Annotated in this window: 27 protein-coding genes; 15 read left to right on the top strand and 12 right to left on the bottom strand. The window is 60.5% G+C overall.

Annotated elements, in window-relative coordinates; translation table 11 throughout:
- Positions 1-201: 201 nt before the first annotated feature.
- Genes WFM45_RS02660 through WFM45_RS02650 form a run of 3 tightly spaced genes read left to right on the top strand, consistent with a single transcriptional unit; the run spans position 202 to position 2726 of the window.
- On the top strand, positions 202-1227 hold the full coding sequence (locus WFM45_RS02660) for a methionine ABC transporter ATP-binding protein (protein WP_033633804.1): 1026 nt from the start codon (positions 202-204) through the stop codon (positions 1225-1227).
- Complete coding sequence (locus WFM45_RS02655; RefSeq protein ID WP_004939505.1) at positions 1220-1888, top strand: methionine ABC transporter permease; 669 nt, start codon at positions 1220-1222, stop codon at positions 1886-1888. Before WFM45_RS02660 ends, WFM45_RS02655 begins: the two co-directional genes overlap by 8 nt.
- 19 nt (positions 1889-1907) lie before the next feature.
- Entirely contained in the window at positions 1908-2726 is an 819-nt protein-coding gene (locus WFM45_RS02650) for a MetQ/NlpA family ABC transporter substrate-binding protein (protein WP_336954438.1), read from the top strand.
- 35 nt (positions 2727-2761) lie between these two features.
- On the opposite strand, the gene WFM45_RS02645 is transcribed toward WFM45_RS02650, so the two are convergent.
- On the bottom strand, positions 2762-3406 hold the full coding sequence (locus WFM45_RS02645; RefSeq protein ID WP_004939509.1) for a TetR/AcrR family transcriptional regulator: 645 nt from the start codon (positions 3404-3406) through the stop codon (positions 2762-2764).
- A 175-nt stretch (positions 3407-3581) separates the two neighbouring features.
- Between WFM45_RS02645 and bhsA (WFM45_RS02640) the strand changes: the two genes are divergently transcribed.
- From bhsA (WFM45_RS02640) to dapF, 3 genes are all read left to right on the top strand, one after another.
- Positions 3582-3839, top strand: coding sequence for a multiple stress resistance protein BhsA (bhsA, locus tag WFM45_RS02640; RefSeq protein WP_015377085.1), 258 nt, complete (start codon positions 3582-3584; stop codon positions 3837-3839).
- A gap of 193 nt (positions 3840-4032) precedes the next feature.
- A complete protein-coding gene (gene bhsA, locus WFM45_RS02635) occupies positions 4033-4290 on the top strand; it encodes a multiple stress resistance protein BhsA (protein WP_004939517.1) in 258 nt (85 codons plus the stop codon).
- Positions 4291-4403: 113 nt separating this feature from the next.
- The gene (dapF, locus tag WFM45_RS02630) at positions 4404-5279 is read left to right on the top strand and encodes a diaminopimelate epimerase (protein WP_033633805.1); all 876 of its coding nucleotides are present in this window, start codon (positions 4404-4406) and stop codon (positions 5277-5279) included.
- Here dapF and WFM45_RS02625 read toward each other — a convergent pair.
- Together WFM45_RS02625 and WFM45_RS02620 are read right to left on the bottom strand one after the other, a co-directional pair.
- A complete protein-coding gene (locus WFM45_RS02625) occupies positions 5254-6552 on the bottom strand; it encodes an SLC13 family permease (protein ID WP_033633806.1) in 1299 nt (432 codons plus the stop codon). The two genes, dapF and WFM45_RS02625, sit on opposite strands and share 26 nt — an antisense overlap.
- Before the next feature lie 84 nt (positions 6553-6636).
- On the bottom strand, positions 6637-7542 hold the full coding sequence (locus WFM45_RS02620) for a bifunctional helix-turn-helix transcriptional regulator/GNAT family N-acetyltransferase (RefSeq protein WP_336955671.1): 906 nt from the start codon (positions 7540-7542) through the stop codon (positions 6637-6639).
- A 500-nt stretch (positions 7543-8042) separates the two neighbouring features.
- Between WFM45_RS02620 and amyA the strand changes: the two genes are divergently transcribed.
- Both amyA and WFM45_RS02610 read left to right on the top strand, forming a co-directional pair.
- A complete protein-coding gene (amyA, locus tag WFM45_RS02615; protein ID WP_336954432.1) occupies positions 8043-9533 on the top strand; it encodes an alpha-amylase in 1491 nt (496 codons plus the stop codon).
- Between the two features lie 120 nt (positions 9534-9653).
- The gene (locus WFM45_RS02610) at positions 9654-10502 is read left to right on the top strand and encodes a PA4780 family RIO1-like protein kinase (protein WP_004939540.1); all 849 of its coding nucleotides are present in this window, start codon (positions 9654-9656) and stop codon (positions 10500-10502) included.
- An 8-nt stretch (positions 10503-10510) separates the two neighbouring features.
- Here WFM45_RS02610 and WFM45_RS02605 read toward each other — a convergent pair whose 3' ends face one another.
- A complete protein-coding gene (locus WFM45_RS02605) occupies positions 10511-10729 on the bottom strand; it encodes a DUF7661 family protein (RefSeq protein ID WP_033633809.1) in 219 nt (72 codons plus the stop codon).
- 69 nt (positions 10730-10798) lie between these two features.
- Between WFM45_RS02605 and WFM45_RS02600 the strand changes: the two genes are divergently transcribed.
- Entirely contained in the window at positions 10799-11626 is an 828-nt protein-coding gene (locus WFM45_RS02600; protein WP_336954428.1) for an AraC family transcriptional regulator, read from the top strand.
- On the opposite strand, the gene WFM45_RS02595 is transcribed toward WFM45_RS02600, so the two are convergent.
- From WFM45_RS02595 to lsrG, 3 genes are all read right to left on the bottom strand, one after another.
- On the bottom strand, positions 11602-12192 hold the full coding sequence (locus tag WFM45_RS02595; protein WP_004939547.1) for a LysE family translocator: 591 nt from the start codon (positions 12190-12192) through the stop codon (positions 11602-11604). The genes WFM45_RS02600 and WFM45_RS02595 overlap by 25 nt on opposite strands.
- Positions 12193-12275: 83 nt before the next feature.
- Positions 12276-13181: an EamA family transporter gene (locus tag WFM45_RS02590; RefSeq protein WP_021503964.1), complete on the bottom strand. Its 906-nt coding sequence runs from the start codon at positions 13179-13181 to the stop codon at positions 12276-12278.
- A gap of 87 nt (positions 13182-13268) precedes the next feature.
- Complete coding sequence (lsrG, locus tag WFM45_RS02585; RefSeq protein ID WP_004939559.1) at positions 13269-13562, bottom strand: (4S)-4-hydroxy-5-phosphonooxypentane-2,3-dione isomerase; 294 nt, start codon at positions 13560-13562, stop codon at positions 13269-13271.
- A 193-nt stretch (positions 13563-13755) separates the two neighbouring features.
- Here lsrG and lsrK point away from each other — a divergent pair, with 193 nt between their 5' ends.
- The 6 genes from lsrK to WFM45_RS02555 all read left to right on the top strand — a co-directional run bounded on the left by lsrK (position 13756) and on the right by WFM45_RS02555 (position 19306).
- A complete protein-coding gene (gene lsrK / locus WFM45_RS02580) occupies positions 13756-15321 on the top strand; it encodes an autoinducer-2 kinase (protein ID WP_015377075.1) in 1566 nt (521 codons plus the stop codon).
- Between the two features lie 220 nt (positions 15322-15541).
- Complete coding sequence (locus WFM45_RS02575) at positions 15542-16726, top strand: MFS transporter (RefSeq protein ID WP_033633813.1); 1185 nt, start codon at positions 15542-15544, stop codon at positions 16724-16726.
- A 60-nt stretch (positions 16727-16786) separates the two neighbouring features.
- Positions 16787-17704 (top strand): LysR family transcriptional regulator, encoded by a 918-nt coding sequence (locus WFM45_RS02570; RefSeq protein WP_076740449.1) that lies wholly within the window; start codon positions 16787-16789, stop codon positions 17702-17704.
- A gap of 54 nt (positions 17705-17758) precedes the next feature.
- Positions 17759-18100, top strand: coding sequence for an HNH nuclease YajD (gene yajD, locus WFM45_RS02565; protein WP_004939576.1), 342 nt, complete (start codon positions 17759-17761; stop codon positions 18098-18100).
- Between the two features lie 271 nt (positions 18101-18371).
- On the top strand, positions 18372-19007 hold the full coding sequence (locus WFM45_RS02560; RefSeq protein ID WP_015377071.1) for an AAA family ATPase: 636 nt from the start codon (positions 18372-18374) through the stop codon (positions 19005-19007).
- Positions 19004-19306 carry a hypothetical protein gene (locus WFM45_RS02555; protein ID WP_004939584.1) on the top strand — a complete coding sequence of 101 codons (303 nt, stop codon included), beginning with the start codon at positions 19004-19006 and terminating at the stop codon, positions 19304-19306. The genes WFM45_RS02560 and WFM45_RS02555 overlap by 4 nt, the downstream gene beginning before the upstream one ends.
- Before the next feature lie 38 nt (positions 19307-19344).
- Here WFM45_RS02555 and WFM45_RS02550 read toward each other — a convergent pair whose 3' ends face one another.
- The 5 genes from WFM45_RS02550 to WFM45_RS02530 all read right to left on the bottom strand — a co-directional run bounded on the left by WFM45_RS02550 (position 19345) and on the right by WFM45_RS02530 (position 24836).
- A complete protein-coding gene (locus WFM45_RS02550; protein WP_135637918.1) occupies positions 19345-21588 on the bottom strand; it encodes a xanthine dehydrogenase family protein molybdopterin-binding subunit in 2244 nt (747 codons plus the stop codon).
- 2 nt (positions 21589-21590) lie between these two features.
- Positions 21591-22043 (bottom strand): (2Fe-2S)-binding protein, encoded by a 453-nt coding sequence (locus tag WFM45_RS02545; protein WP_033633817.1) that lies wholly within the window; start codon positions 22041-22043, stop codon positions 21591-21593.
- Positions 22044-22059: 16 nt separating this feature from the next.
- The gene (locus WFM45_RS02540; RefSeq protein ID WP_311266178.1) at positions 22060-23391 is read right to left on the bottom strand and encodes a c-type cytochrome; all 1332 of its coding nucleotides are present in this window, start codon (positions 23389-23391) and stop codon (positions 22060-22062) included.
- On the bottom strand, positions 23388-23912 hold the full coding sequence (locus WFM45_RS02535; RefSeq protein WP_336954418.1) for a MarR family winged helix-turn-helix transcriptional regulator: 525 nt from the start codon (positions 23910-23912) through the stop codon (positions 23388-23390). Before WFM45_RS02535 ends, WFM45_RS02540 begins: the two co-directional genes overlap by 4 nt.
- Positions 23913-24080: 168 nt before the next feature.
- Positions 24081-24836 (bottom strand): CDP-diacylglycerol diphosphatase, encoded by a 756-nt coding sequence (locus WFM45_RS02530; protein WP_033633818.1) that lies wholly within the window; start codon positions 24834-24836, stop codon positions 24081-24083.
- Positions 24837-25012 lie beyond the last annotated feature (176 nt).

The following is a 25012-nucleotide window of genomic DNA, read 5'->3' as shown; positions in this document are numbered from 1 at the left end:
CCGCCTCCCCCGCCGCCTTATATATCAAATCAGAATAAGTAATAGATTTTACATTCTTCCTGTCACTATCAACCCTCGGTAGGATTGCCCGGTATTCACCCGCAACAGAGGTTCCGTCAGCCGAAAAGCCGAACGATCTCTGTCCGGCGCACCGCGCTCTGGACGGAATGCTGTGATGTATCGATAAGGATCCGCTTCGCTATGATCGTTCTTTCGAACGTTTGCAAAACTTTTGACAGCACACAGGGCCGCGTCGTAGCGGTAGACAACGTCAGCCTGGCGGTAGAGGCCGGGCAAATTTACGGCATCATCGGCTACAGCGGCGCCGGCAAAAGCACCCTCATCCGCCTGCTCAACGGCCTGGAAACGCCCACCAGCGGCCGCATCGACGTCGGCGGCTTCGATATCGCCCGCGCCAAAGGCAGCCATCTGCGCCAGGCACGGCTGAAAATCAGCATGGTGTTTCAGCACTTCAATCTGCTGTGGTCGCGCACCGTCAGCCAGAACATCGCGTTTTCCATGCAGATCGCCGGCGTGCCCAAGGCGCAGATTGCGCCGCGCGTGGCGGAACTGATCGCGCTGGTCGGCCTGCAGGGGCGCGAAAACGCCTACCCGTCGCAGCTCAGCGGCGGCCAAAAGCAGCGCGTCGGCATCGCCCGCGCGCTGGCCAATAACCCGAGCGTGCTGCTGTGCGACGAGGCCACCTCGGCGCTCGATCCGCAGACCACCGACGCCATTCTCGACCTGCTGTTGGACATCAACCGTCAGCTGAAATTGACCATCGTGCTGATCACCCACGAGATGCACGTGGTGCGCAAAATCTGCCACCGCGTGGCGGTGATGGAAAACGGCCGCATCGTCGAAGAAGGCCCGGTGCTCGACGTGTTCACCCGGCCGCAGCAGCCGATCACCCGGCAGTTCGTCAAACAGGTGTCGCAGTATGCGGACACCGAAGAGAGCTTCAACCCGCAGCTCACCGCCCACCTGCCGGGGGCGATTTTCAAGTTGACCTTCGTCGGCGTGCAAACCCATCAGGCGGTGATTTCTGAAGTGATCCGGCGCTACGCCCTGACCGTCAACATTCTGCACGGCAAGATCAGCCACACCCTCAACGGTTCGTTCGGCGAACTGTACATCCACGCCGAAGGCAACGAACAACAAGTCGCCGACATGCTCAAGTTGCTGAACGAAAGAGACATCGCCGTCGAGGTTATCCAACATGATTGAATCCCTGTTCCCCCACCTGCGTCTGGACCAACTGTGGGACGCCACCTGGGAAACGCTGTACATGACCGGCATCGCCGGTTTGGCCACGCTGGTGCTGGGCATCGTGCTCGGCGTGCTGCTGTTTTTAACCTCGAAGGGCCAGCTGTTGCAGAACCGGGCGGTCTACTCGCTGATCTCCGTGTTGGTCAACGTCTTCCGCTCCATTCCGTTCATCATTCTGATCGTGCTGCTGATCCCGTTCACCAAGTCGCTTATCGGCACCATTCTCGGCGCGGATGCGGCCCTGCCGGCGCTGATCGTCGGCGCGGCGCCGTTCTATGCCCGGCTGGTGGAGATCGCGCTGCGCGAGGTCGACAAAGGAGTGATCGAAGCGGCGCGCTCGATGGGCGCCAAAAACCGCACCCTGATTTTCCGCGTATTGCTGCCGGAAAGCTCGCCGGCGCTGGTTTCCGGCATCACCGTCACCCTGATCGCGCTGGTGAGCTACACCGCGATGGCCGGGGTGATCGGCGCCGGCGGCCTGGGCAACCTGGCCTATCTGGAAGGCTTCCAACGCAACCACAGTGACGTGACGCTGGTGGCGACGCTGACGATCCTGCTGATCGTTTTCGTCATTCAGTTCATTGGCGACACCCTGACAAGAACGCTCGATAAACGTTAATTAACCAAGGAAAACGATGATGAAAAAGCACCTACTGATGTTGGCTTTCGCCTCCGTCGCCACTCTGGCTTCTTTTGGCGCCGCCGCGGCGACCAAGCTGGTGGTCGGCGCCTCCAACGTGCCGCACGCCGAGATCCTCGAACAGGCTAAACCGATACTGGCAAAAGAAGGCATCGATCTGCAGATCAAGCGCTTCCAGGACTACATCCTGCCGAACACTGCGCTGGCCAGCCATGACATTGACGCCAACTATTTCCAGCATGTGCCTTACCTGAACTCGGTGCTGAAAGACCACGCCGACGACAAGAGCTACGACTTCGTCAGCGCCGGCGCGATCCATATTGAGCCTATCGGTATCTACTCGAAGAAGTACAAGAGCCTGAAAGATCTGCCGGAAAACGGCAAAATCATCATGCGCGACGCGGTGGCGGAAGAAGGCCGCATCCTGTCTATTTTTGAACGGGAAGGCGTGATCAAGCTGAAGCCGGGGGTGAGCAAAGTGGACGCACGCATCACCGACGTGGTGGAAAACCCGAAACACCTGAAGTTCCAGGCCAACATTGAGGGCGCGCTGCTGCCACAGATGTATAACAACAACGAAGGCGACGCGGTGGTGATCAACGCCAACTACGCCATCGACGCCGGGCTGAATCCGACCAAGGATCCGATCGCGGTCGAAAGCGGCGAAAACAACCCGTACGCCAACATCATCACCGTGCACAAAGCCGACGTGAACAAGCCGGAGATCGTGGCGCTGGTCAAAGTGCTGCACTCTAAACCGATTCAGGACTTTATCCGCGAGAAGTACCAGGGCGCGGTGATCCCGGTCAATCAGTAATGGGTTAAACGGCCCGGTAAAAGCCGGGCCGGTTGTCACACCTTATTGCCAATCTGGCTGAGCCGCGGCCACACCAGCATCAACGCCTCCAGCAACCGCAGCAGATCGCTGCGGCTTGCCCCTTCGCGCGCCTGCACCGACATGCCTTCAATGGTGCAAATGACGTATTTCGCCAGCAGCGCGGTGTCGGTCTTCGCCAGCAGTTCACCCTGCTGCACCTTGCGATCGAAACAGGCTTTCAGCGCCGCTTCCTGGGCATGATGTTTTTTGCGCAGCATCTGGGCGACGTCGTCGGACGCGGACGACAGCGCGGCCGAGGCGCACACCATAAAACAACCTGACGGCGTATCGGGATCGGTAAACACTTCGACGGAAGAACGCACGTAGGCCTCGACGATCTCGGCTACCGGCAACGCCTGTTCCAACAGTTGGTTGGTGCAGGTGGTGTATTTTTGCAGATAGCGTTCCACCGCCGCGCGGAACATCCCTTCCTTGTTGCCGAATTCCGCATACAGCGTCGGCGCTTTGGCGCCGGTCACTTCCACCAGATCGGCCAGCGAGGTGGCTTCATAGCCGTGCCGCCAGAACAGATCGAGCGCGCTTTCCAGCGCCCGGTCGCGATCAAATTGTTTCGGCCTGCCACGGCTCTTTTTGCCGCAGACCTCTTCATTGATGCTCATCATTCTCTCCTGTCCCGCTCCACAGCAGGGTTAGCACAAATAACTTAACGATCATTATAAAAAAATATTGCGCCCTCGTCGAGAACCGATTAGCATTTAGTTATCGATCGTTAAGATAATTTAGCGAAGCGGATTAAACCCCTCTATTCACCGTTATCGGAAAGGAATTAACATTATGAAAAACTTAAAATTAACCTTAGCAGCCCTCACTCTGGCCAGCATTTCCTTCGGCAGCTTCGCCGCTGATTTGGTCCAGAACCAACCGGCTGACCAGCAGAAAGTGGGCGTCATTACCGTCAGCGGCGCATCCGATCTGACCTCGCTGGAAAGCAGCCTGGCCGCCAAAGCCGATCAGGCCGGTGCAAAATCCTTCCGTATCATCGGCGCCGGCGGTAACAACCAGCTGCACGGCACCGCAGAAATCTATCAATAACAAGGGATTAAACCAGCGGATCGCGATAAGTTGTGCTCCCGACGCCAGGGCGTCAAAAAAAATTAATTAACGAGCATTAAAAAAATACTTGCAATCCGTCAAACCGGCATCTAACATTAAATTATCGATCGTTAATTAATTTAACGACCTTACAAAACAAACATCGTAAAGAACAAAGATAGGAAATAAGACCATGAAAAACCTGAAAATGACCATCGCCGCCATCGCACTGGCTTCCGTCTCCTTCGGCAGCTTCGCCGCCGAACTGGTTAACGCACAACCCGCCGACCTGCAAAAAGCCGGCGTCGTCACCGTCAGCGGCGCGTCCGACCTGAGCAGCCTGGAAAACAAACTGGCGGCCAAAGCCGATGCGGCGGGCGCAAAATCCTTCCAGATCATCGCCACCACCGGTGACAATAAACTGCACGGCACCGCGATCATCTACAATTAATGGCCGGATCGGCAATCGTGCAAAAGGGCGGCTCAGGCCGCCTTTTGTTTGCTTTAACGCCAACGTTCTGTTGTAAGCTGTAGCGACCTTTTTCCGCTGAGCCGAGCAACGCCATGACTCCCCTGCTGTTCCACAAATATCACGGTCTGGGCAACGACTACCTGGTATGCCACCGTTCGGTCGCCGATCGGCTGAGCCATGAACAGATCCGTCTGCTGTGCCACCCGCATTACGGCATCGGTTCCGACGGCCTGCTGATCGACAGCGGCGACGCCGTCAATCCCACCCTGCGCATCATCAACCCGGACGGTTCCGAAGCGGAGAAGAGCGGCAACGGCCTGCGCATCTACGCGCGCTATCTGTTTGACAGCGGCCGCGTGGGCCATCAACCGTTTTTGGTGCACACCGCCGGCGGCGACGTGCGCTGCCAGGTGGCGCAAGACGCGCATCAGATAACGGTGGAAATGGGGCGCGCCAATTTCAGCCCGGCGGCGCTGCCGGCGTTGATCGATCTGCCGGAGGCGCTGAACTATCCGCTGCCCCTGAGGGAGGAGACGTTAAGCGTTTCGCTGGTGTCGATGGGCAACCCGCACTGCGTGGTGCCGGTGGAAAAACTGGATCTGGCGCAGGTGCATCGGCTCGGACCGCAGATTGAACGCCATCCGCTGTTCCCGAAACGCACCAATGTACAACTGGTGGAAGTGGTCGATCGCCAGACGCTGCGCATCGGCATCTGGGAGCGCGGCGCCGGTTTTACCCTCGCCTCCGGCAGCAGCAGCTGCGCCGCCGCCAGCGTGATGCGCAAGTTGGGACGAGTCGGCGATCGGGTTAGCGTGCGGATGCCGGGCGGCGAGCTGCAGATCGCCTTCAGCGGCGATTTTCAGGTCAGCATGCGCGGACCGGTGCATAAAATCGCCACTCTGACGCTGGACGAAGATTGTTTCGCCGGCGGCGCAGGGCTGTTTACGGGATCCACCCCAGCAGCCTGAACCACAGATAGTCCAACGGCACCAGCAGTGCGAAGCTGAGCGCGGCCAACAGCAGACACAGCTTCAACCCTTCACGCGCCGGCACTTTGCCCATCCCCATCGCCACCACGATCGGCGAAGCCTGATACGGCAGCAGCGGCGTGGCGTAACCGATCACCTGGGTCATCAGCACCGTCAGCAGCGGCAAGCCGCTGCCTGCGGACAACGCCTGCGCCAGCGGGGTAAACAGCGCCGGCACGCCGTTGGCGGTCACCACGAAATTCAACAGCGCGGTGATCCCCACCAGAGAACCGAACGCAGCGAACGGCTTGCCGTGCAGATCCGGCATCATCGCCAGCAGCGCGCCGCCCAACCGATCGCCGAGCCCCGAGTGGCTGACCAATGCGGTCAGCCCCAGGATCCCCGCCACGTAGATACAGGTGCGCACGTTAACCCCGGCGGCGAACTGCTCGCCGTTGAGAAAACCGATGCGCGGCAGCAGGCAGAAGCAGGCTGCCGCCAACCCTATCCAGGCGGGAGCGATGCCGTGCCAGCTGTCGGTCATCCACAACAGCACCGTGGCGCCCAACAGCGCGATCAGCCGCCATTCGGCGGCGCTGAGCGGGGTTTGCGCCGCCTCGGCCGCCACCGGCTGCGGCCGCGCACGGAACAGGCCGCAGATGCACAGCGTCAGCAGCGCGCCTTTGGCTACCCCGAGTACCGGGGCGTGCAGCAGCAGGTAAGAAAGATAAGCGAAGTGGCTGCCATAGGCGCTTTCCGCCGCGCCGCTCATCACCAGATTGGGTACGTTGGCCGGCAGGATGCTGGCGGAGAGCTGGAAGGTGCCGAACCCCACCGCCAGCGCCAAACCGATGCGGCCGCGCGAGCCTTCCGCCAGGCCGGCGCGCTCGGCCAACGCCATAACGATCGGCATCAGCAGCGTAATCCGCCCCATATTGGAAGGCATGACAAACGCCAGCGCGTAGCTTATCGCCACCACGCCGCCCACCAGCCGGGGCCAGGAACCGGCCAGATGCGGCAAGAGTCGGTTGGCCAGGCGATCCGCCAAACCGGTGCTGCGGATGGCGGAGCCCAGTACGAAACCGCTGAGCACCAGCCAGAATGCGGAAGACGCGAAACCGGAAAAGGTCACCGCGGCGGGCGCCAGCTGCAAGACCATCACCGCCGTAAAGAACAGCAGCGCGACCACATACTCCGGCAAGCGGGCGCTGGCCCATAGCGCGATGACCACCAGCGTGACCAGCGCGGGCAGCGCCATCGGATCCCCCAACATAGTTTCCTCCCTGATAAAACGTTGTGATTGTTATCAAACGGTTAACAGGGTGACACAAGGCGCGGGCGCTAACCTTGAAACCGCTCACATATCGTCGCTCTGGAGATTTTTCAGCATGCATACGTTGCAGCCGTGGTGGCCGGTATTGCCGCGCCGTTCCGTCAACAGCGTGAACCCCAGCGCATAGTACAACCCGATCGCCTCTTTCAACTGTTCGGTGGTTTCCAGGTAGCAGTAGCGATACCCCGCCGCCCGCGCCGCCTTCAGCGCCTGCACCACCATATGGCGCGCCATGCCCAACCCGCGCGCGCCGGGTTTGAAAAACAGTTTTTGCAGCTCGCAATAGCCGGGCTCTTCGCCGGCCAGCGGCGCCATGCCGACGCCCCCCACCACCTGTCCGTCCCGCTCCAGCACCCAGTAGTGGCCGCCGTTGTCGCGATACAGACCGGTCAGCCGATCGAGATCCGGATCGTGCAGACTGACCCCTTCCATTTTGTCCATGCCGTACTCGCGAAACACGTCGCGAATGATCGCCGCCATCGCCGCATCGTCGCGCTCGGCGATCGGCCGCACCCGCAGATTGGCGTCGCGCTGTTTGCGCGCGCTGCGCAGCGCCGCGGTCATCTTTTTCATCGCCGCGGTGGTGCTCGCCAGCTCATCGTCGTCCAACTGCGCCAGCGCCGCCTGCATAAAACCGTCGGCGTCGCTCTCGATGCCGGCCAGCGTCTTGCCGCCCTGCTTACTCAGCCGATGCAGGTTGTGCCGCTTGTCATCAGGATGATCCACCGTTTCTATCACGCCGGCGGCCACCAGGCTGCGCAGCGCCCGGCTGGCGCTGGCCTTGTCGATGCAAAGCCGGGCCGCCAGTTCAGTGACGCCCAGCGGCTGCTCGCTGACTTCGATCATCAGATGGATCTGCAGCGGCGAAAAGCGCGAGCCGTTGCTCTGCTTGCTCAACATGCCGAATTCTCTGACCAAACTGCGCGCCAATGCTCTGAAATCCCTGATGTTCACGGCGTTATGCTCCCCTGTTCTCCCACCTTCAGGCTACGTTGGATGGGTTATTGGTTGATAGTGTTATCTAATTTTAAACATAACGATAACGCATAAACAATTGCGAATGAATAACCAATCCGGCACCTGAATATGTCAAAATATTTCATGCAACAGCATTTAAATCTAACTAAAAACAAATTAATAAAATTAAAAATCATATTAAGATTTAAGGCTGAAATAAAAACCCAATAAAAGTGAGCATAAAAACGGCAAAAGTGGGTAAAACAAAAAATAAAACAAATATCTATTTGAAATTTAAAAGATAATATTTAAAACGTAAAAACTTGATAGCAACAACTCAAGCGCTACCTCGTCAACGTCGGTTACATATTTACGCCTGCCTTCGCGCGCTTCCCTGCGCCATTGTCCCTTTTGCCAAAAGTAGCCCATGCTTTAACTGCTTCTCTCCTTCTGGCTAACCGGGACGCTGGCTCATGACGAAAAAAACCACCCTGCTGCAATTCTTCCACTGGTACTACCCCGACGGCGGCAAACTGTGGCAGGAGGCCGCCGAGCGCGCCCCGCACCTGGCCGAACTGGGCATCACCGATCTGTGGCTGCCGCCCGCCTGCAAGGGCGCTTCCGGCGGCTACTCCGTCGGCTACGATACTTACGATCTGTTCGATCTGGGCGAGTTTGACCAGAAAGGCAGCGTGGCGACCAAATACGGCGACAAGGCGGCGCTGGAACACGCCGCCAATACGCTGCGCGAACACGGCGTGGGCGTGCTTTACGATGTGGTGTTCAACCACAAGCTCGGCGCGGACGAGAAAGAACGGGTGCACGTGTTCAAGGTGGACGCCAACAACCGCAACGACATCGACGATCAGGGCTTCGACGCGCTGGCCTACACCCGCTTCACCTTCCCCGGCCGCCAGGGCGTGCATTCCGAATTTATCTGGGATTACAAATGCTTCAGCGGCGTCGACTATGTTGAGCAGCCGGACGACAAAGGGGTGTTCAAAATCGCCAACGACTATGGCGACGACGGTTGGAACGATCAGGTCGACGACGAGAAAGGCAACTACGACTATCTGATGGGCGCCGACGTGGAGTTCCGCAACGCCGCCGTGACGGAGGAACTCAAATACTGGGCGCGCTGGCTGTTGGAAACCTTGCCGTGCGACGGCTTCCGCCTCGACGCCGCCAAACACATTCCCGCCTGGTTCTTCAAAGAGTGGGCGGATCACGTGCGCGGCAGCGCGCAACGCGACCTGTTTATCGTTGCTGAATACTGGTCGCACGATCTCGGCGCGCTGCAACAATACATCGAGTTGGTGGACGGCAAGGTGATGCTGTTCGACGTGGCGCTGCACCTGAAGTTTCATCAGGCGTCGAAGCAGGGCGACGGCTTCGACATGGCGCAGATCTTCACCGATACCCTGACCGCCGCCGATCCGGCCCACGCGGTGACGCTGGTCGCCAACCACGATACCCAGCCGCTGCAATCGCTGGAAGCGCCGGTGGAACCCTGGTTCAAACCGCTGGCCTACGCGCTGATCCTGCTGCGCGAACAGGGCGTGCCCTGCGTGTTTTACCCCGACCTGTATGGCGCCAGCTACCGCGACAAGGGGCGCGACGGCGGCGAATACCAGATCGACATGCCGGCGATCCCGGAACTGGAGAAGCTGATTGCCGCCCGCCAGCGCTTCGCCAACGGCCCGCAAATCGACTACTCCGACGACAGCCACTGCGTGGCCTTCAGCCGCGCCGGCACTGCCGAGGCTCCCGGCTGCGTGGTGGTGCTGACCAACGGCGGCGAGAGCGGCAAGACGGTTACGCTCGGCGCCGATCTCGCGCACACCGCCTGGCGCGATTTCCTCGGCAACCGCCCGGAGGAAATCACCGCCGACGACCAGGGCAGCGCCCATTTCCCGGTTAACGCCGGCAGCGTCAGCGTCTGGGTGCCGGCCGCCAGCCTCTGAGCGCCCGCCGCCGCGTAATGATGACGCGGCGGCAAAACTAATGTTTGCCTTTCGGGTCTAACTTACGCTATCAACTGCGCAAGCCATTCACACCGGAGCCTAAATAGGGTACAAGGCTGCATGAAAATTCCAAAACGACTCCAGCCGCTGGTGGATGACGGGTTAATCGACGACGTCATCCGCCGGTTGAAAAGCGGCAAAGAAGCCGACGTGTTTATCGTGCGCTGCGGCGATGAGATCCGCTGCGCCAAAGTGTACAAAGAGGCCGAGAAGCGCAACTTCAAGCAGGCCGTCCACTATCAGGAAGGGCGCAAGGTGCGCAACAGCCGCGACGCGCGCGCCATGAGCAAAGGCTCCAAATTCGGCCGCCAGCAGCAGGAAGAAGCCTGGCAAAACACCGAAGTGGACGCGCTGTATCTGCTGGCCAAGGCCGGGGTGCGGGTGCCGCAGCCGGATATCTGCCTGGACGGCGTGCTGCTGATGGAGCTGATCACCGACGAAGAAGGCCTGGTGGCGCCGCGCCTGAGCGATGTCATCCTGACGCCGGAACAGGCGCGCGCCGATCACGCCCTGATGATGAACTACGCGGTGCGCATGCTGTGCGCCGGGCTGGTGCACGGCGACCTGTCGGAATTCAACGTGCTGATGGATAAAGACGGACCGGTGATCATCGATCTGCCGCAGGTGGTGGACGCCGCCGCCAACAACCACGCCAAAAGCATGTTCGAGCGCGATATCGGCAATCTGGCCGAATATTACGGCCAGTTCGCGCCGGAACTGCGCGACAGCCAATACGCCAAAGAGATTTGGGCGCTGTATCAGGAAGGCAACCTGACGCCGGACAGCGCCCTCAGCGGCCGATTCAACGAAATCCAGAAGCGCGCCGACGTCGGCTCGGTGCTGGAAGAGATCCAGGCCGCCAGCGAGGAACATCAGCGCCGCCTCATGGCGCGCAACGCGGAAGAGTAACGCCCGCGCTACTCGACGCGAAACACCTCCGGCCGTTGCGGCGTCGCGGCCTCGTGATAAATATCCCCCAGATAGCCGGCGATCTCCTCTTCGCGCAGATCCGCCGGCAGCACGATATCGTAGCTGGGAGCATATTTGCGCTCCGGCAGCGTCACGCGGAACAGCCGCCATTCGCCCCCGATGCGCTTCACGCCCAGCAGACGGCCGAACACGTTAAAAATCATCATCCGCCATTCCCCCACTCGTCGCTTTCAGGCTATAACACTGTGATGCCGCCGCAGTGAAAAGGAAAGCGTATGAGTGAAAAAACGCCGCAGTTCTGGCGCGATCCGCAGTTGCCGTTCGTCGAAGCCCGCGCCATCGCGGATGGCCGCCAGGTGTGCTACAGCCTGCACAGCCACGAATTCTTTTCCATCGGCGCCATCACCGGCGGCGTCAGCACCTATGTCAACGGCGAACGGCGCATGCAGGTCAGCGCCGGCGATCTGGTTGTCATCAACCCGCAGCAGGCGCACGCCTGCAACCCCATCGCCGATCGCCGTTGGTCGTACGTCATGTTCTATCTCGATCTCGCCTGGCTCGGCGCGCTGCAGCAGGAGCTGCTCGGCGGCGAGGGCGACCGTTTTGTTCCGTTCAGCCAGCCGCTCAGCCGCGATTCGGCGCTGTTCCACGGGCTGAACCGGCTTTATGCGCTGCTGACGGATCCGCTGTGCAGCGCGCTGGAAAAACAGATCGCCATGGTGGAGTATTTCAGCGCCCTGCAGCTCGGGCTGGGCGATGTCCGCCAGCCGGAGACGCCGCCGCATACCCGGCTGGAAGCGGCGGCGGCGTTTATCGACGCGCACTGCACCCGGCCGCTGACGCTGGACGACATTTGCCGCGCCGCCGCGCTGTCCCCTTCTTACCTGATCCGCGCCTTCCGCCAGCGTTACGGCATGACTCCGCACGCCTATCTGGTCAACCGCCGCGTACAGCACGGCCATCGGCTCTTGAAAAGCGGCCTGCCGATCGCTGCGGCCGCCAGCGAAAGCGGCTTTGCCGATCAGGCGCACTTTCAGCGCACCTTCAAACAGCTGTTGGCCGCCACGCCCGGCCAGTATCAAAAACCCTCTGCCAACAGATAGCAAGCGCTGGCCGCCAGCAACGCCGCCATCGCGCGATTAAAGCGCTGTACGTTGCGCGCCTGCCTGAGCAGGCCGCGCAGCATCGCGCCGACATAGGCCCAGCAGGCTACCGAGGCATAGCAAATCACGAAGTAGAGCCCGGCGAACTGCCACAGCAGCCGAATGTCACCGTCGCCGACAAAGGCGCCGAGGCTGGCCACCGACGCCAGCCATGCCTTGGGATTCAGCCATTGCATCAGCGCGCCGTACCAACAGGAAGGCGCCTGCGCCGCGCCGTTGCCCAGTCTGCCGTCGTCAAACGCCAGCCGATAGGCCATAAACAGCAGAAAGGCCACGCCGGCCCACTGGATCAAGCAGGTCAGCCCCGGCCACAGGATCAGCAGTTGGTGCATGCCCAATCCCAGCAGCACCAGCAACAGGGTAAACCCCAGCGTGGCGCCGAACACATGGCGCTGGGTTGCGCCAAAGCCGAATTGCGCCCCGGCGCTCAATGCGACGATGTTGACCGGGCCGGGAGTGATGGAGGCCGCCAGCGCAAACGCGGCCATGGAAAGGTAGATATTCATGATGGACACCTGAGAAAATATTCACAGGCGCCAGAATGCCGACCGCCGCCGACAGCGTATTGAACAGAATTACCCTATTCGGTTTAGCGCACGGCGACGGCCCGGCGGCGCGGCAGCCCGAAGGTGTTGACCGCCATGCCGGCCAGCACCAGCAATGCGCCGCCGAACTGCGCCGGCGACAACGCTTCGTCCAGCAACAGCCAGGCGGCGAACAGCCCGACCAGCGGCACCAGCAGCGTCAGCGGCGCAACGCGCCAGGTTTCATAGCGCCCCAGCAGGCTGCCCCACACCGAATAACCGAACAGCGTGGCGGCGAACGCCAGATAGGCCACCGCCAGCCAGGTGCCAACCTGCACATGGCTCAGGCTGCTCAGCACCACCTCAGGGCCGTCGAACAGCCAGCTGCAGGCCAGGAACGGCACGACCGGGATCGGCGCGCTCCACACCACCAGCGATAAGATATTACGCTGCGGGAAACCGGCCAGGATCTTCTTGTTGGTCAGGTTGCCCAGCGCCCAGGAAAACGCCGCCGCCAGCGTCAACAGCAGGCCCGCCAGGGGGACCGCGCCGCTGCCCGGCTTATGCAGGCTGGCCTGCGCCAGCACCAGCATGCCGCCGCTGGCGATAGCGATGCCGACGAAATGGTTGATCCGCAGCTTTTCGCCCATCAGCACAACGCCCAACAGCAGGGTGAAGAACACCTGCGCCTGCAACACCAGCGAGGCCAGCCCCGCCGGCATGCCCACCTTGATGGCGACGAACAGAAACGCGAACTGCGCGAAGCTCATGGTCATGCCGTACAGCAGCAGCCATTTCCACGGAATAGTCGGGCGCGGGATAAAGAAGATCGCCGGCAACGCCACCAGTAAAAAACGCATCCCGGCCAGCAGAAACGGCGGCATACCCTGTAAACCGAACTTGATCACGACGAAATTCACGCCCCAGATCACCACCACCAACAGCGCCAACAGCCGATCGCGCAATGTCATCCTCGCCCCGCTTATCCCATTGAAAATTCGCTTTGCCTTGCAGGTTACAACCAAACCGGGCGCATGGACACCGGCAAACACCGGCGATTATTCAGGCATCAGGCCGATAAAGGTGGTCTTCTTGCGCGGGCCGGTCATCAGCGCTTCCAGCTTCTCCACGCACTGCAGGTAGTGCGGGGTCTGCTTGTGCGCCGCCACCGCCTGCTCGTCGCGATAGGCTTCGTAGATGTAAAACCGCGTCGGGATCTGTTCATCCTGCAGCACATCGAAGCGCAGGTTGCCCGGCTCTTCGATCGCGCCCAGGTGATTGGCGCGGAAAACATCGATAAATTCGTCGATTTTGTCTTGTTTAACGTTGATCTCAACCAATGTGACGTGCATGGCAACTCCTTGTTTAAACGGCGCGCCGTAACATGGCGCTTTCCAACCATAGGTTTATTCCCGTCGATTGCCCTGCCGCAACGGCAATTTTGCCGCCTGGCTCACAAATCGCGTCGGCGACGCCCACTCCTCCCCCGGCGGGGTAAGGCGGCGGCATCTATAGTTAACATTCCTCCCCCTGAGAGCATAGGCTATGGATAACTACTTGATGGCGCTGGACGCAGGAACGGGCAGCATTCGCGCGGTGATCTTCGATCTGGCGGGTAACCAGATCGCGCACGGCCAGGCGGAGTGGCAACACCTCGCGGTGCCGGGCGTGCCCGGCTCGATGGAGTTTGACCTCAGCCGCAACTGGCAGCTGGCCTGCCAGTGCATCCGCCAGGCGATGCAACGTGCAGGATTGAGCGCTCAGGCGATCCGCGCGGTGGCCTGCTGCTCGATGCGTGAAGGCATCGTGCTGTACGACCGCAACGGCGTGCCGATCTGGGCCTGCGCCAACGTCGACGCACGCGCCAGCCACGAAGTCAGCGAGCTGAAAGAGCTGCACAACCACGGCTTCGAACGCGAAGTGTACCAGCACTCCGGCCAGACGCTGGCGCTGAGCGCCATGCCGCGTCTGCTGTGGCTGGCGCACCATCGGCCGGACATCTACCGCCAGGCGGCGACGCTGACCATGATCAGCGACTGGCTGGCCAACATGCTGAGCGGCGAACTGGCGGTCGATCCTTCCAACGCCGGCACTACCGGCATGCTGGATCTGACCAGCCGCGACTGGCGGCCGGCGTTGCTCGACATGGCCGGCCTGCGCGCCGATATTCTGTCGCCGGTGAAAGAGACCGGCAGCGTGCTGGGGCGCGTCACCGAACAGGCGGCGCAGGAGAGCGGGCTGCTGCGCGGCACCCCGGTGGTGATGGGCGGCGGCGACGTGCAGCTCGGCAGCCTGGGGCTCGGCATCGTGCGCGCCGGGCAGACGGCGGTGCTCGGCGGCACCTTCTGGCAGCAAATCGTCAACCTGCCGGAGCCGGCCATCGATCCGGAGATGAACATCCGCATCAACCCCCACGTCATTCCCGGCATGGCGCAGGCGGAATCCATCAGCTTCTTTACCGGCCTGACCATGCGCTGGTTCCGCGACGCCTTCTGCGCGGAAGAAAAACTGCTGGCGGAGCGGCTGGGGGTCGACGCCTACAGCCTGCTGGAAGAGATGGCGGCCAGAGTGCCGCCGGGCGCCTACGGCGTGATGCCGATTTTCTCCGACGCCATGCATTTCAAAACCTGGTATCACGCAGCGCCGTCGTTCATCAACATGTCGATCGACCCGGAGCGTTGCAACAAACAGACGCTGTTTCGCGCGCTGGAGGAGAATGCCGCCATCGTCTCCGCCTGCAATCTGGAACAGATCGCCGCCTTCTCCGGCGTGCAGGCCCGTTCGCTGGTGTTCGCCGGCGGCGGGGCCAAGGGCAAGCTGTGGAGCCAGATCCTCAGCGACGTCACCGGGCTGACGGTGCGGGTGCCGGTGGTGAAAGAGGCCACCGCGCTGGGCTGCGCGATCGCCGCCGGCGTCGGCGCCGGGCTGTACGCATCGCTGGCCGAAACCGGCGAGCGCCTGGTGCGCTGGGAGCGCGAGCATCAGCCGGACATGACCCACCACGCGCTGTATCAGGAACAGAAAGAAACCTGGCGGCGGATCTACGCCGATCAGTTGACGCTGGTGGACAACGGCCTGACCACCTCGCTGTGGAAAGCGCCGGGGCTGTAAGCGCCACGCGGCATTCGGTCATAACCTTATGCCGTTTTATTCCTTTCCCCTCGGCGCGGCGCAAGCCGCGCTTTAACTCACTGCCGCGATTGTTCCCCCTCAGAAACAGTGTAACCACCGCAGATGGATTTATCCGCGACTTGCACCTGCCGTAGATTGTGACTTCGGTCACACCGCGCCCCGCGCGCGGCCTGCGCATTCACCTGAGACGAGCGGCATTATGCTGAATAATAAAGATAACCCTGCATCATCCCCGTGGCCGGCGATCTTCTCGCTGACGGTCGCCTGTTTTGTCATGGTCACCACCGAGTTTCTGCCGATCGGCCTGCTGACCAACATCGCCCCTTCGCTCGGTGTCAGCACCGGCACCGCCGGGCTGATGGTCACCATGCCCGGCATCGTGGCGGCGGTGGCCGCACCGGTATTGAGCCTGGCTTCCGGCCGGCTGGACAGACGCCTGCTGATGCTGGGGCTGTCGCTGCTGCTGATGGTGTCCAACCTGGTGGCGGCGCTGGCCGTCAACTTCCCGATGATGCTGCTGGGCCGCGTGCTGCTGGGCATCTGCGTCGGCGGCTTCTGGTCGTTCGCCGCCAACTACGGCCGCCATCTGGTGCCGGAAGCCAGCCAGGGCCGCGCCACCGCGCTGATCCTCAGCGGCATCTCGGTCGGCGCGGTGTGCGGCGTGCCGGCCGGGGCGCTGATCGGCGATCTGTTTGGCTGGCGCGCCGCCTTCTTCGGCGGTGCGGCGCTGGCGGTCGGCGTACTGTTGGCGCAGCTGCGTTTGCTGACCTCGGTGCCACCGTCCCGGCCGGTCACGCCGCGCGATCTGGTACTGCCGCTGCGCCTGCCGATGGCGCGCATCGGCCTGATCGCCATCGTGCTGTTGTTCATCGGCCACTTCGCCGCCTACACCTATCTGCGACCCCTGCTGCAGCAGGTGTTCGTGCTCAGCCCGTCGGCGATCTCGCTGCAGCTGTTGGCCTATGGCGCCATCGGCCTGCTGGGCACTTTCCTCGGCGAGCGTCTGGGGGAATACAGCCTGCGCGCCACCTTTATTCTGATCGCCGCCATGCTGGCGGGCATTTTGATCGTTTCGCCGCTGCTCAGCGGCCTCGCCGGCGCCACGCTGATGGTGCTGGTGTGGGGGCTGGCCTTTGGCGCCGTCCCGGTGTGCGCCACCAACTGGATGTTCGCCGCGGTGCCGCAGGCGCCGGAAGCCGGCCAGGCGCTGTTGGTGTGCGTCATCCAGATCGCGCTGGCCTCCGGCGCGCTGCTGGGCGGCGAGGTGGTGGACTGGCAGGGCGTCAGCAGCGCCATGCTGTTCGGCGGCGCGCTGATCCTCTCCGCCACGCTGGTGTTCGGCCTCAGCTTGCGCTCCGGCGCGATTGGCGCTAAACAGTGTTAATCATTATCTATCTGCAGAAACATGCCCCGGTCACCGCCGGGGCATGGCGTTGAGAACCCTATGGACCATCATTTGCTCGCTATCCGGGTATTTAACCGCGTGGTGGAAACCGGCGGCTTTACCCGCGCCGCCGATTCGCTGGGCATGCCGAAAGCGACAGTCACCAAGCTGATCCAAAATCTGGAGGATCACCTGCAGACCAAGCTGTTTCAGCGCACCACTCGCAGCGTGTCGGTCACCCGCGAAGGCGAATGCTATTACCAAAATACGGTGAAATGGCTGGCGGATTTGGAGCAGATGGAGGGCTGCCTGACCGAGTCGCAAAGTTCTCCGCAGGGCGTGCTGCGCATCGACACCGGCAGCGGCACCGCTCGCCAACTGCTGTTGCCGGCGCTGCCCGGCTTTTTGGAACGCTACCCACAAATCCAAATCGATCTCAGCATCGGCGATCGCGTTATCGATCTGATCAGCGACAGCGCCGACTGTGTGATCCGCAGCGGCCCATTGGCCGACTCCAGCCTGATCGCCCGGCGTCTGTTCGATCTGGACTGGGTCAGTTGCGCCACCCCGGCCTATCTGGCGCGCCACGGCACCCCGCGCCACCCGTGCGATCTGGAACAGGGCTTTCCGATGGTGCACTACCGCCATCCGGTCAACGACCGCATCCATCCGCAACGCTATGTCGAGCGCGGCAAAGAGATCGCCATCCAGCAGCGCTACCCGGTCAGCATCAATGAAGGCAACGCGCTGCTGGCGGCGAGCCTGGCCGGATTAGGCATCATCCAGATTTATCGGTTTATGGCGCAGCCACACCTCGAGCGCGGCGAGCTGGTCAGCCTGCTGCACGACTGGCAGCCGCCGCCGGAGCAGATGTACGTGGTCTACCCGTCCAATCGCCACCTCAGCGGCAAGCTGCGGGCGTTCATCGACTGGGCGGTGGAGACTTTTGACAGCGGCAAGATGAGCCGCACGTTGTAGCCGCACGCACTGTGGTATTATTGGCCGCATATTGATTCCCGACGGACAACCACCATGGCCTATATCCCCAAAAACTATGCGAAGCTGGAAACCGGCTACCGCGAAAAAGCGCTGAAACTGTTCCCCTGGGTGTGTGGGCGCTGCTCACGCGAATTCGTTTATTCCAACCTGCGCGAGCTGACGGTGCACCATATCGATCACGATCACAGTAACAACCCGGAAGACGGCAGCAACTGGGAAATGCTGTGCCTGTATTGCCACGACCACGAACACTCGAAATACACCGAGGCCGATCAATACGGTTCGACGGTGGTGGCCGGTGAAGATGCGCAAAAAGATATCGGCGTCGCCACCCACAACCCGTTCGCCAACCTGAAGGCGATGATGAAGAAATAATGTCGACAACAGCTTAATGAGTTACTAACTTATTAAGCTGTTAAATTAATAAAATCCCCCTCCGCATCGCCACTTCCCAGAGAATTCCTACTTACCCATCCGGGCCATCCAGCGCAAAATAAGCTGCACAGTTAACGACATACTGGCTTGGCAAGCCGCCGCAGTTGGTGCATATTGTTCGCGAGTTGTTCTTGTTAACCTGTTTGATTATCAACCTAATAAGCACATTAACTTAATAAGTTACCTGCTTAATAACTTGAGAGATGGCAGCATGATTGTTCTGATTGGCTCGCAAAAAGGCGGTGTCGGCAAGTCGACGAAAGCGGTGAATATCGCCGGGTATCTGATTCTTAAGCAAGGCAAGACGGCGATCATCGTCGATGCCGACGACCAGAAATCGATCATGACCTGGTACAACGACCGTCAGAACGTCGAGGGGCTGCCGCACATTCCGGTGGTGGCCGCGTCGGGCAAAATCAAGGAAACGCTGCTGGAGCTCGATCGCCATTACGACTACGTGATCGTCGACACCGCCGGCCGCGACAGCGCCGAACTGCGCTCCGGCCTGCTGGCCGCCGATCTGTTCCTCTCGCCGCTGCGCCCTTCGCAGATGGATCTCGACACCATCGGCTACCTGTCGGAGATGTTCTCCACCGCGCAGGAATATAACGAGAAGGTCAAAGGCTACATCGTGCTGAACATGTGCCCGACCAATATCTTCATTAATGAAGCCAACGAAGCGGCGCAGGTGCTGAGCGAATACCCGGAGTTCACCCTGGTGAGCCACCGCCTGTGCGATCGCAAAATTTACCGCGACGCCTGGGGCGAAGCCATCACCGTGCATGAGGCGAACAACGAAAAGGCGCAGGCCGAGATCGAATGCCTGGTGAAAGAGGTGATCCTGTGAAGAAGCGCACCCCCACCCACCGCATGTCGGAAGACGAATTCATCAACAGCGCCACCTCGCATACGTTGCCGGTTGCGGCGCCCGCGCCGGAAGCCAAGCCGGCCGGCCGCAAGCGCACCTATAAGGCGATTTCCGTCAGCCTGACGGACAACCACATCGAAGCCATCGATGAGGTGATCGTGCAGGCGGCGCGCAACGGCATCGTGCGCATCACCCGCTCCGACATCATCAAGCTCGCCATCGACGGGCTGGCGGAGAAAAGCGAAACGCAGCTGCTGGCATTGCTGAAAAAACTCTGACCGCACGGCAGCCGCCGGCTGACTACGCCGGCGGGCCGTTAAACGGATGAAAACTGGCGCGGGAACGGCATAGTACGATAGGTTTTGCCTGTGGCCTTATGCAGCGCGCTGGCCATCGCCGGAGCGACCACCGCAGTCGACACTTCCCCGCATCCCTGCGGCGCACGCGCGCTGTCGAGCACCACCACTTCCACCTTGGGCATTTCGGCGATCGCGAGCAGCGGATAACGATCGAAATTCCCTTCCACCACGCCGCCCCGTTCAAAATGCAGTTCGCTGTGCAGACAGGTGGTCAGCGCAAAGCCGATGCCGCCCTCTACGTTGGCGCGCACCAGGTTCGGGTTTATCACCTTGCCGCAGTCAATCGCGCATATCGCGCGGAGCACCCGCAGTCGCCCCTCTTGAATGGCGATTTCAACCACCAAACCGACGTAAGTGGTGAAAGCGTTATTGCGGCCAACCCAAATATTGCACGACATCCCGCGATAAACGCCCGGCGGCGGTTCATGCTGCCAACCAGACGCCGCCGCGGTGGCGTCCAGTACGCGCAACGCTTCCGGGGTGTCCTGCAACAGATGCCGCCGATACTGGTACTCGTCCCGGTTGGCCTTATGGCTGAGTTCGCTGATAAAGCTTTCCAAAAAGAACAGGCTGGCGACGCTGCCGACGCCGCGCAGATAGCTCAGGGAAATCGGTTGTTCGACGATGCCGGCCTCCACTTTCAGATGAGGGATGCAATACGGCGTGCTGTAAACGCACTCCACCATACTTTCATCCCATCCCCCGGCCTCGTGTACCGTTTCGCGCCGCATTTGCCAGAAGAGCGACTGCCCGGCATAGCGCGCCCACAGTGCCTGCGGGTAGCCGTTTTCATCCAACAGCGCCCGATAATGGCTGATGCAGGCCGGACGATAGTATTCATGCCGCATGTCGATCTCGCGCGGATAGATCACTTTGACCGGTTTCCCCACCGCCCGGGAGGCGGCGGTAGCATGCATCACGGCATCCGGCAGATATTTGCGCCCAAAGCTGCCCCCCAGGTAGGTCGTATTCACCACCACATCCGTCGGCTTCAGCCCGAACATTTTCGCCAGAACGTTGCGCACCATGTCCTGCCCCTGGAAAGGGCCCCAGGTTTCGATACGGCCCTCTTCATAATGGCTGGTGGCGTTGCAAGGCTCCAGGGTGGCATGCGCTACATAAGGCGCGCTGTAACGCGCCTCATGCAGGCGCGAATCCTGCTCAGCGTTATGAATCAACGCCGACGCCTCGCCGCGATCGACCGCCGGCACCAAGGTATCGCCGTCCAGCATCGCCAGATTCTCCGCCGCAATCGCGCTGCCGGTCAGCGCTTGCCCTGCGCCCGGCAGCCAGTCGACCTCCAGCAAATCCGCCGCCTTTTTGGCCTGCCAGTAGCTCGCCGCCACCACGATCACCGTATTGAGTGACATATCGTGATCCAATCCGACCATGTTGTTCATCGACCACTGCCGGGTCAGCACCAGATCCACCACGCCCGGCATGGCCCGAATCTGCCGTTCATTACGCACGGCGACCAGCTTTCCGCTGAGGTCGGGCACCATCCAGGGGACGCCGATCAGCATCTCCGGCAGATCGATATCGATACCGTAAATCGCACTGCCGTCCACTTTCTCCGGCGTATCGACCCGCAACAGCGGCTTGCCGATGAAACTCTCTTGCTCTTGCGCTTCGCTCTTTAAAGCAGGCTGCGGATCCAACGGCAGCTCGGCGGCATAGCGCACCAGATCGCCATAGGCGACCTTGCGCTGCCCGCCCTCCTCAAGCACCCAGCCTTTCTCCGTGCGGCACTGCTGCGGTGAAAGCGCGAAATGTTTTGCGCCGGCGCGCAGAAAGAAATCTCTCGCCTGTGCGCCGGCCAGCCGGGTGCGCTGATAAAATTTGGTCATTGAGGTTGAAGCGGCGACAAATTGCGCGAAAGCCTCGCCCCCGGCAACCTGACGGTAAGCATCACGCCCGGTGACGAATTTCACCGTCACCTGTGCCCAATCGGCATCCATCTCCGCCGCCACCACTTCGGCCAGGCCGGTGTAAATCCCCTGCCCGACCTCACATTGCGACACGCCGATGACGATGCGGCCACCGCGATCGATCCAGATCCAATCGTTCAATTCATGCTGACCGTCCGGTGGCGCCGCGTCCTGTGAAACCACGGCCGCCAGGCTGCGCGTCGATATCGGCAGCAGCATGGCGGCCACTGCCAACGTGCTGCCTTTTAACAAGGTTCTGCGGGTGATCGCCATACTCAGGGTTCTCCCTTGTCGGCGGCGCGGTGCACCGCCGCACGGATACGGTGGTAAGTGGCGCAGCGGCACAGATTGGTCAGGCCCGTATCTATCTGTCGATCGTCCGGCCTCGGGTGTTCCGCCAGCAGCGCGCTGACCGCCATGATCATGCCTGATTGGCAGTAGCCGCACTGCGGCACGTCCTCCGCAATCCAGGCCTGCTGCACCGGATGACTGCGATCGGTGGACAACCCTTCGATAGTGGTCACCTGCCGGTCGCGTACCAATTGCAGCGGATAGCAACATGAACGCACTGCCTTACCGTCGACATGTACCGTACAGGCGCCACAGGCGCCGATACCGCAGCCGAACTTGGTGCCGGTCAACTTAAAATGTTCTCGGATCACCCATAGCAGCGGCGTATCCGGCTCGCCGTTAAATTCGACCGCCTGGCCGTTCAGATTGAACTTCATGCCATCCTCTCTTAGATCAATGCTTCATCCGACGTTTCACCCACGCCCCGATGACGATCAATGCCAGCAATACACCGCCCCAGAACACATAAGGCAATGACGCGATCAACAGCGGTTTTTCACCGCCCGCCCGCTGCCGAGCCACTTGCTCCGGCGTTATCCTGACTGCCGGATTGCCGAATTGCTGCAATACATAGTTGCCCAACTCGGCCAGTTGTCGGTCATCCAGGCTATCGGCGAATCCCGGCATCCAGGTTTGCAGCGTCTCTCCCTGGCGCTGCACGCCATGCAGCATCACCATGATCAGGTTATTGACCCGCTCGCTGCCTACGGTGGAATTGTGAGTCAAAGCAGGGAAATGGCCGTCATAGGCGCCTTCGCCGCCCAGGCGATGGCAGCTGGCGCAGGCAGCGGCATACAGCGCCTGCCCGGCGGCACGGCCTTCACCGCCTCCCTGATAGTCATAGGCCGCTTTCGTTCCTTGCACGGTGACGATCGGCGGCGTCTGTTTAAGCCAGTCGGCGATGGCGTTGAGATCGTCGTCACTCAGGAAACGCAGGCTATGCTCCACCGCCTCCGCCATTCCGCCGGCCGCCTGGGCTTTGTCATTGCGCCCGGTGCGCAGATACTGCACCAACTCTTTCCGGCTCCAGCCGCCGATGCCGCTGACGGGATCCGAGGTGATATTCGGCGCGATCCAACCGCCGGCCTCCCCTCCCGCCAGATAGCGATCGTCGCGTTCGGCCATCATCCCGTTACGCGGGCTGTGACACGCCGAGCAATGCCCCAAAACATCCACCAGATAGCGACCCCGCGCTTTTTTCTCATCTTCATCGCCGGGCCTTTTTTTCAGAAACAGCCAGTTCCAGCCGTGGATCGCATAACGCCAGGAAAAAGGGAACGTCAGTTGGGTCTCAGGCACCGCACGATCGACCGGTGCGACCCCGGTCATAAAATAACGATACAGCGCGTGCAGATCGTCATCGCTCAACCCCTGATAAGCGGTATAAGGCATGGCGGGATACAAGGGTTGGCCGTCCCGCCGGATGCCATGCGTTAACGCGCGGCGAAACTCGGGTTCACTGTAGTCGCCAATGCCGGTTCCTTTGGCGGGCGTGATATTGCTGGCGATGATATCGCCCATCGGCGAAGCGATGGCATAACCGCCGACGTAGGGGGCGTCCTGTTGGCTGCTGCCGCGGTGACAAGCCGCGCAATCTGCGGCGATCGCCAGGTATTTTCCGCGTGCGATGACCTGTTGGTCATTCTGGCTGGCGAAGACCGAGCAGGAGAAGATCCCCAACGCGATAACGCACAGCTGTTGTGCTCTCCGCCAGCGGCCGATCACGCTTCACCTTCCGGCTTCATCGCTCCCGCGCGCTCCTCCACCAGCAGCGCAAACTCGTCCGGCAATAGATTTTCCTGTTCGAGCATCGCTATCGCGTTATGTTTGATGCCAAACAATACGCGATAAAAAGCCTCCAGATCGTCGGCCGAAATGCCGCTAAGCAGCTTTTGCCGCGCCTGTTGGCTGGAGTGATCCAACTGCGCCAGCATCTCCTGCCCGGCCACGGTCATTCTCACGCCTTTAGCACGCTTATCTTCAGACAGGGCATCGCGAGCGATCAGCCGATTTTTTTCCAAAAACAGCAACGCACGCGACATCGTCGAGACTTCGGCGTTCAAATGCTGCGAAACGTCTTTCAACGTGCAGCCATCACCCAGATCGGCAATCGCACTCAGCGCCAGCCAGTGCGGGCGCGTTAGATTGGTCATTTTCACCGACTGGTCCATCGCCGTGCGCCACAGGCGATTGGTGACATCCAGATGGATGCCCAGTGCAGCAGGAAGTTTGCGTGGTTGTGACATACCGGATTGCTCTCGATTATTTATTTGCTTGTGCAAACAAATAATAGATCGGACGTTATGACGAGATCAAGCAGATGAGGGAGAATAAAATAAAAACGATTTAATACATTTGGTTAGTTCATATCGCACGGCATACGCTCCCCAACGACGGGGAGCGATAAGAAAAACTCAGTTCCCCGCGACCTCGCACCGGTAGTCCTGAATTTCGCCGGCCGAGCCCAGGTTGAGATCGGTCAGCTTCAAACGGTTCGCCAACAGCAACATCTCGCCCTGCGGGCTGACCGCCAGCGCCAGGCCGTAATTGCCGATGCTGTCGCCCTGCTCGACCACATAGTTCTGCAGTAAACGGAAAGGATCTTCCTGGGTTAAATCGGTGCCCGCCAATTTTCTGGCCAGATATTGGTGGCCGACCAATTTCACCGCCAGCGGCCGCCACTGTTGATCTAATTGTTCCGCCTGCTGCCCCAGCGCGTTATAGACATCCTGGCGCAAGCAGGCAACGTGAATATGCAGCTGATTCTGAGAGCGACCATATTTCGAATTGACCGCCAGAGAAACCCATGCGTCTTTTAACGGTTTACCCAGCTCGCTGGATATATGTTCGCGGTTATTCCAGGCCTGGGCGAAATAAGGCGGCGTTCGCTCCGCTTGCAATATCGGGCTCTCGATGCCGCTGACCTTTTCGGTCGGCATCACCAGATCGTGATAGGGGCCTTTGCTGTCCTTAAACAGCACATAACCCTCGGTTAAATCAACCTTTAAGCAGGGCGCCGGATCGTTGTTCTGCTGCTGATTGGGCACGCACTGTTGGCTGACGATTTGCCACAGCGCATTCGGATTACCGCGCCCGAAGAACCACCACAGCACCGCCGCCAGCAGCAAAATGACAAGCAAAATAATTAATAGTCTGAAAAGTCTTTTCATCGCGACGCCCTGTTTACCTATTCCATCTTGAAAGAAGCGCCAGCATAAACCAAGGCTCTTATCGTCACCAGAATATTATCCTTAGCGTCACCTTTCATTGACGTCTTGTTATCAATAAAAATTAAAAATAAGGGTTTACCTAAGTAATTTAAGGTAAATTAATACCGCAGGTTGAA

Origin of the sequence: Serratia sp. KG1D, from assembly GCF_037150675.1 — a bacterium.
In the GTDB taxonomy this organism is placed as follows: Bacteria; Pseudomonadota; Gammaproteobacteria; order Enterobacterales; family Enterobacteriaceae; genus Serratia; species Serratia nematodiphila.
Note: the sequence above shows the minus strand (reverse complement) of the source record. Positions and strands in the feature narration are given on the sequence as shown.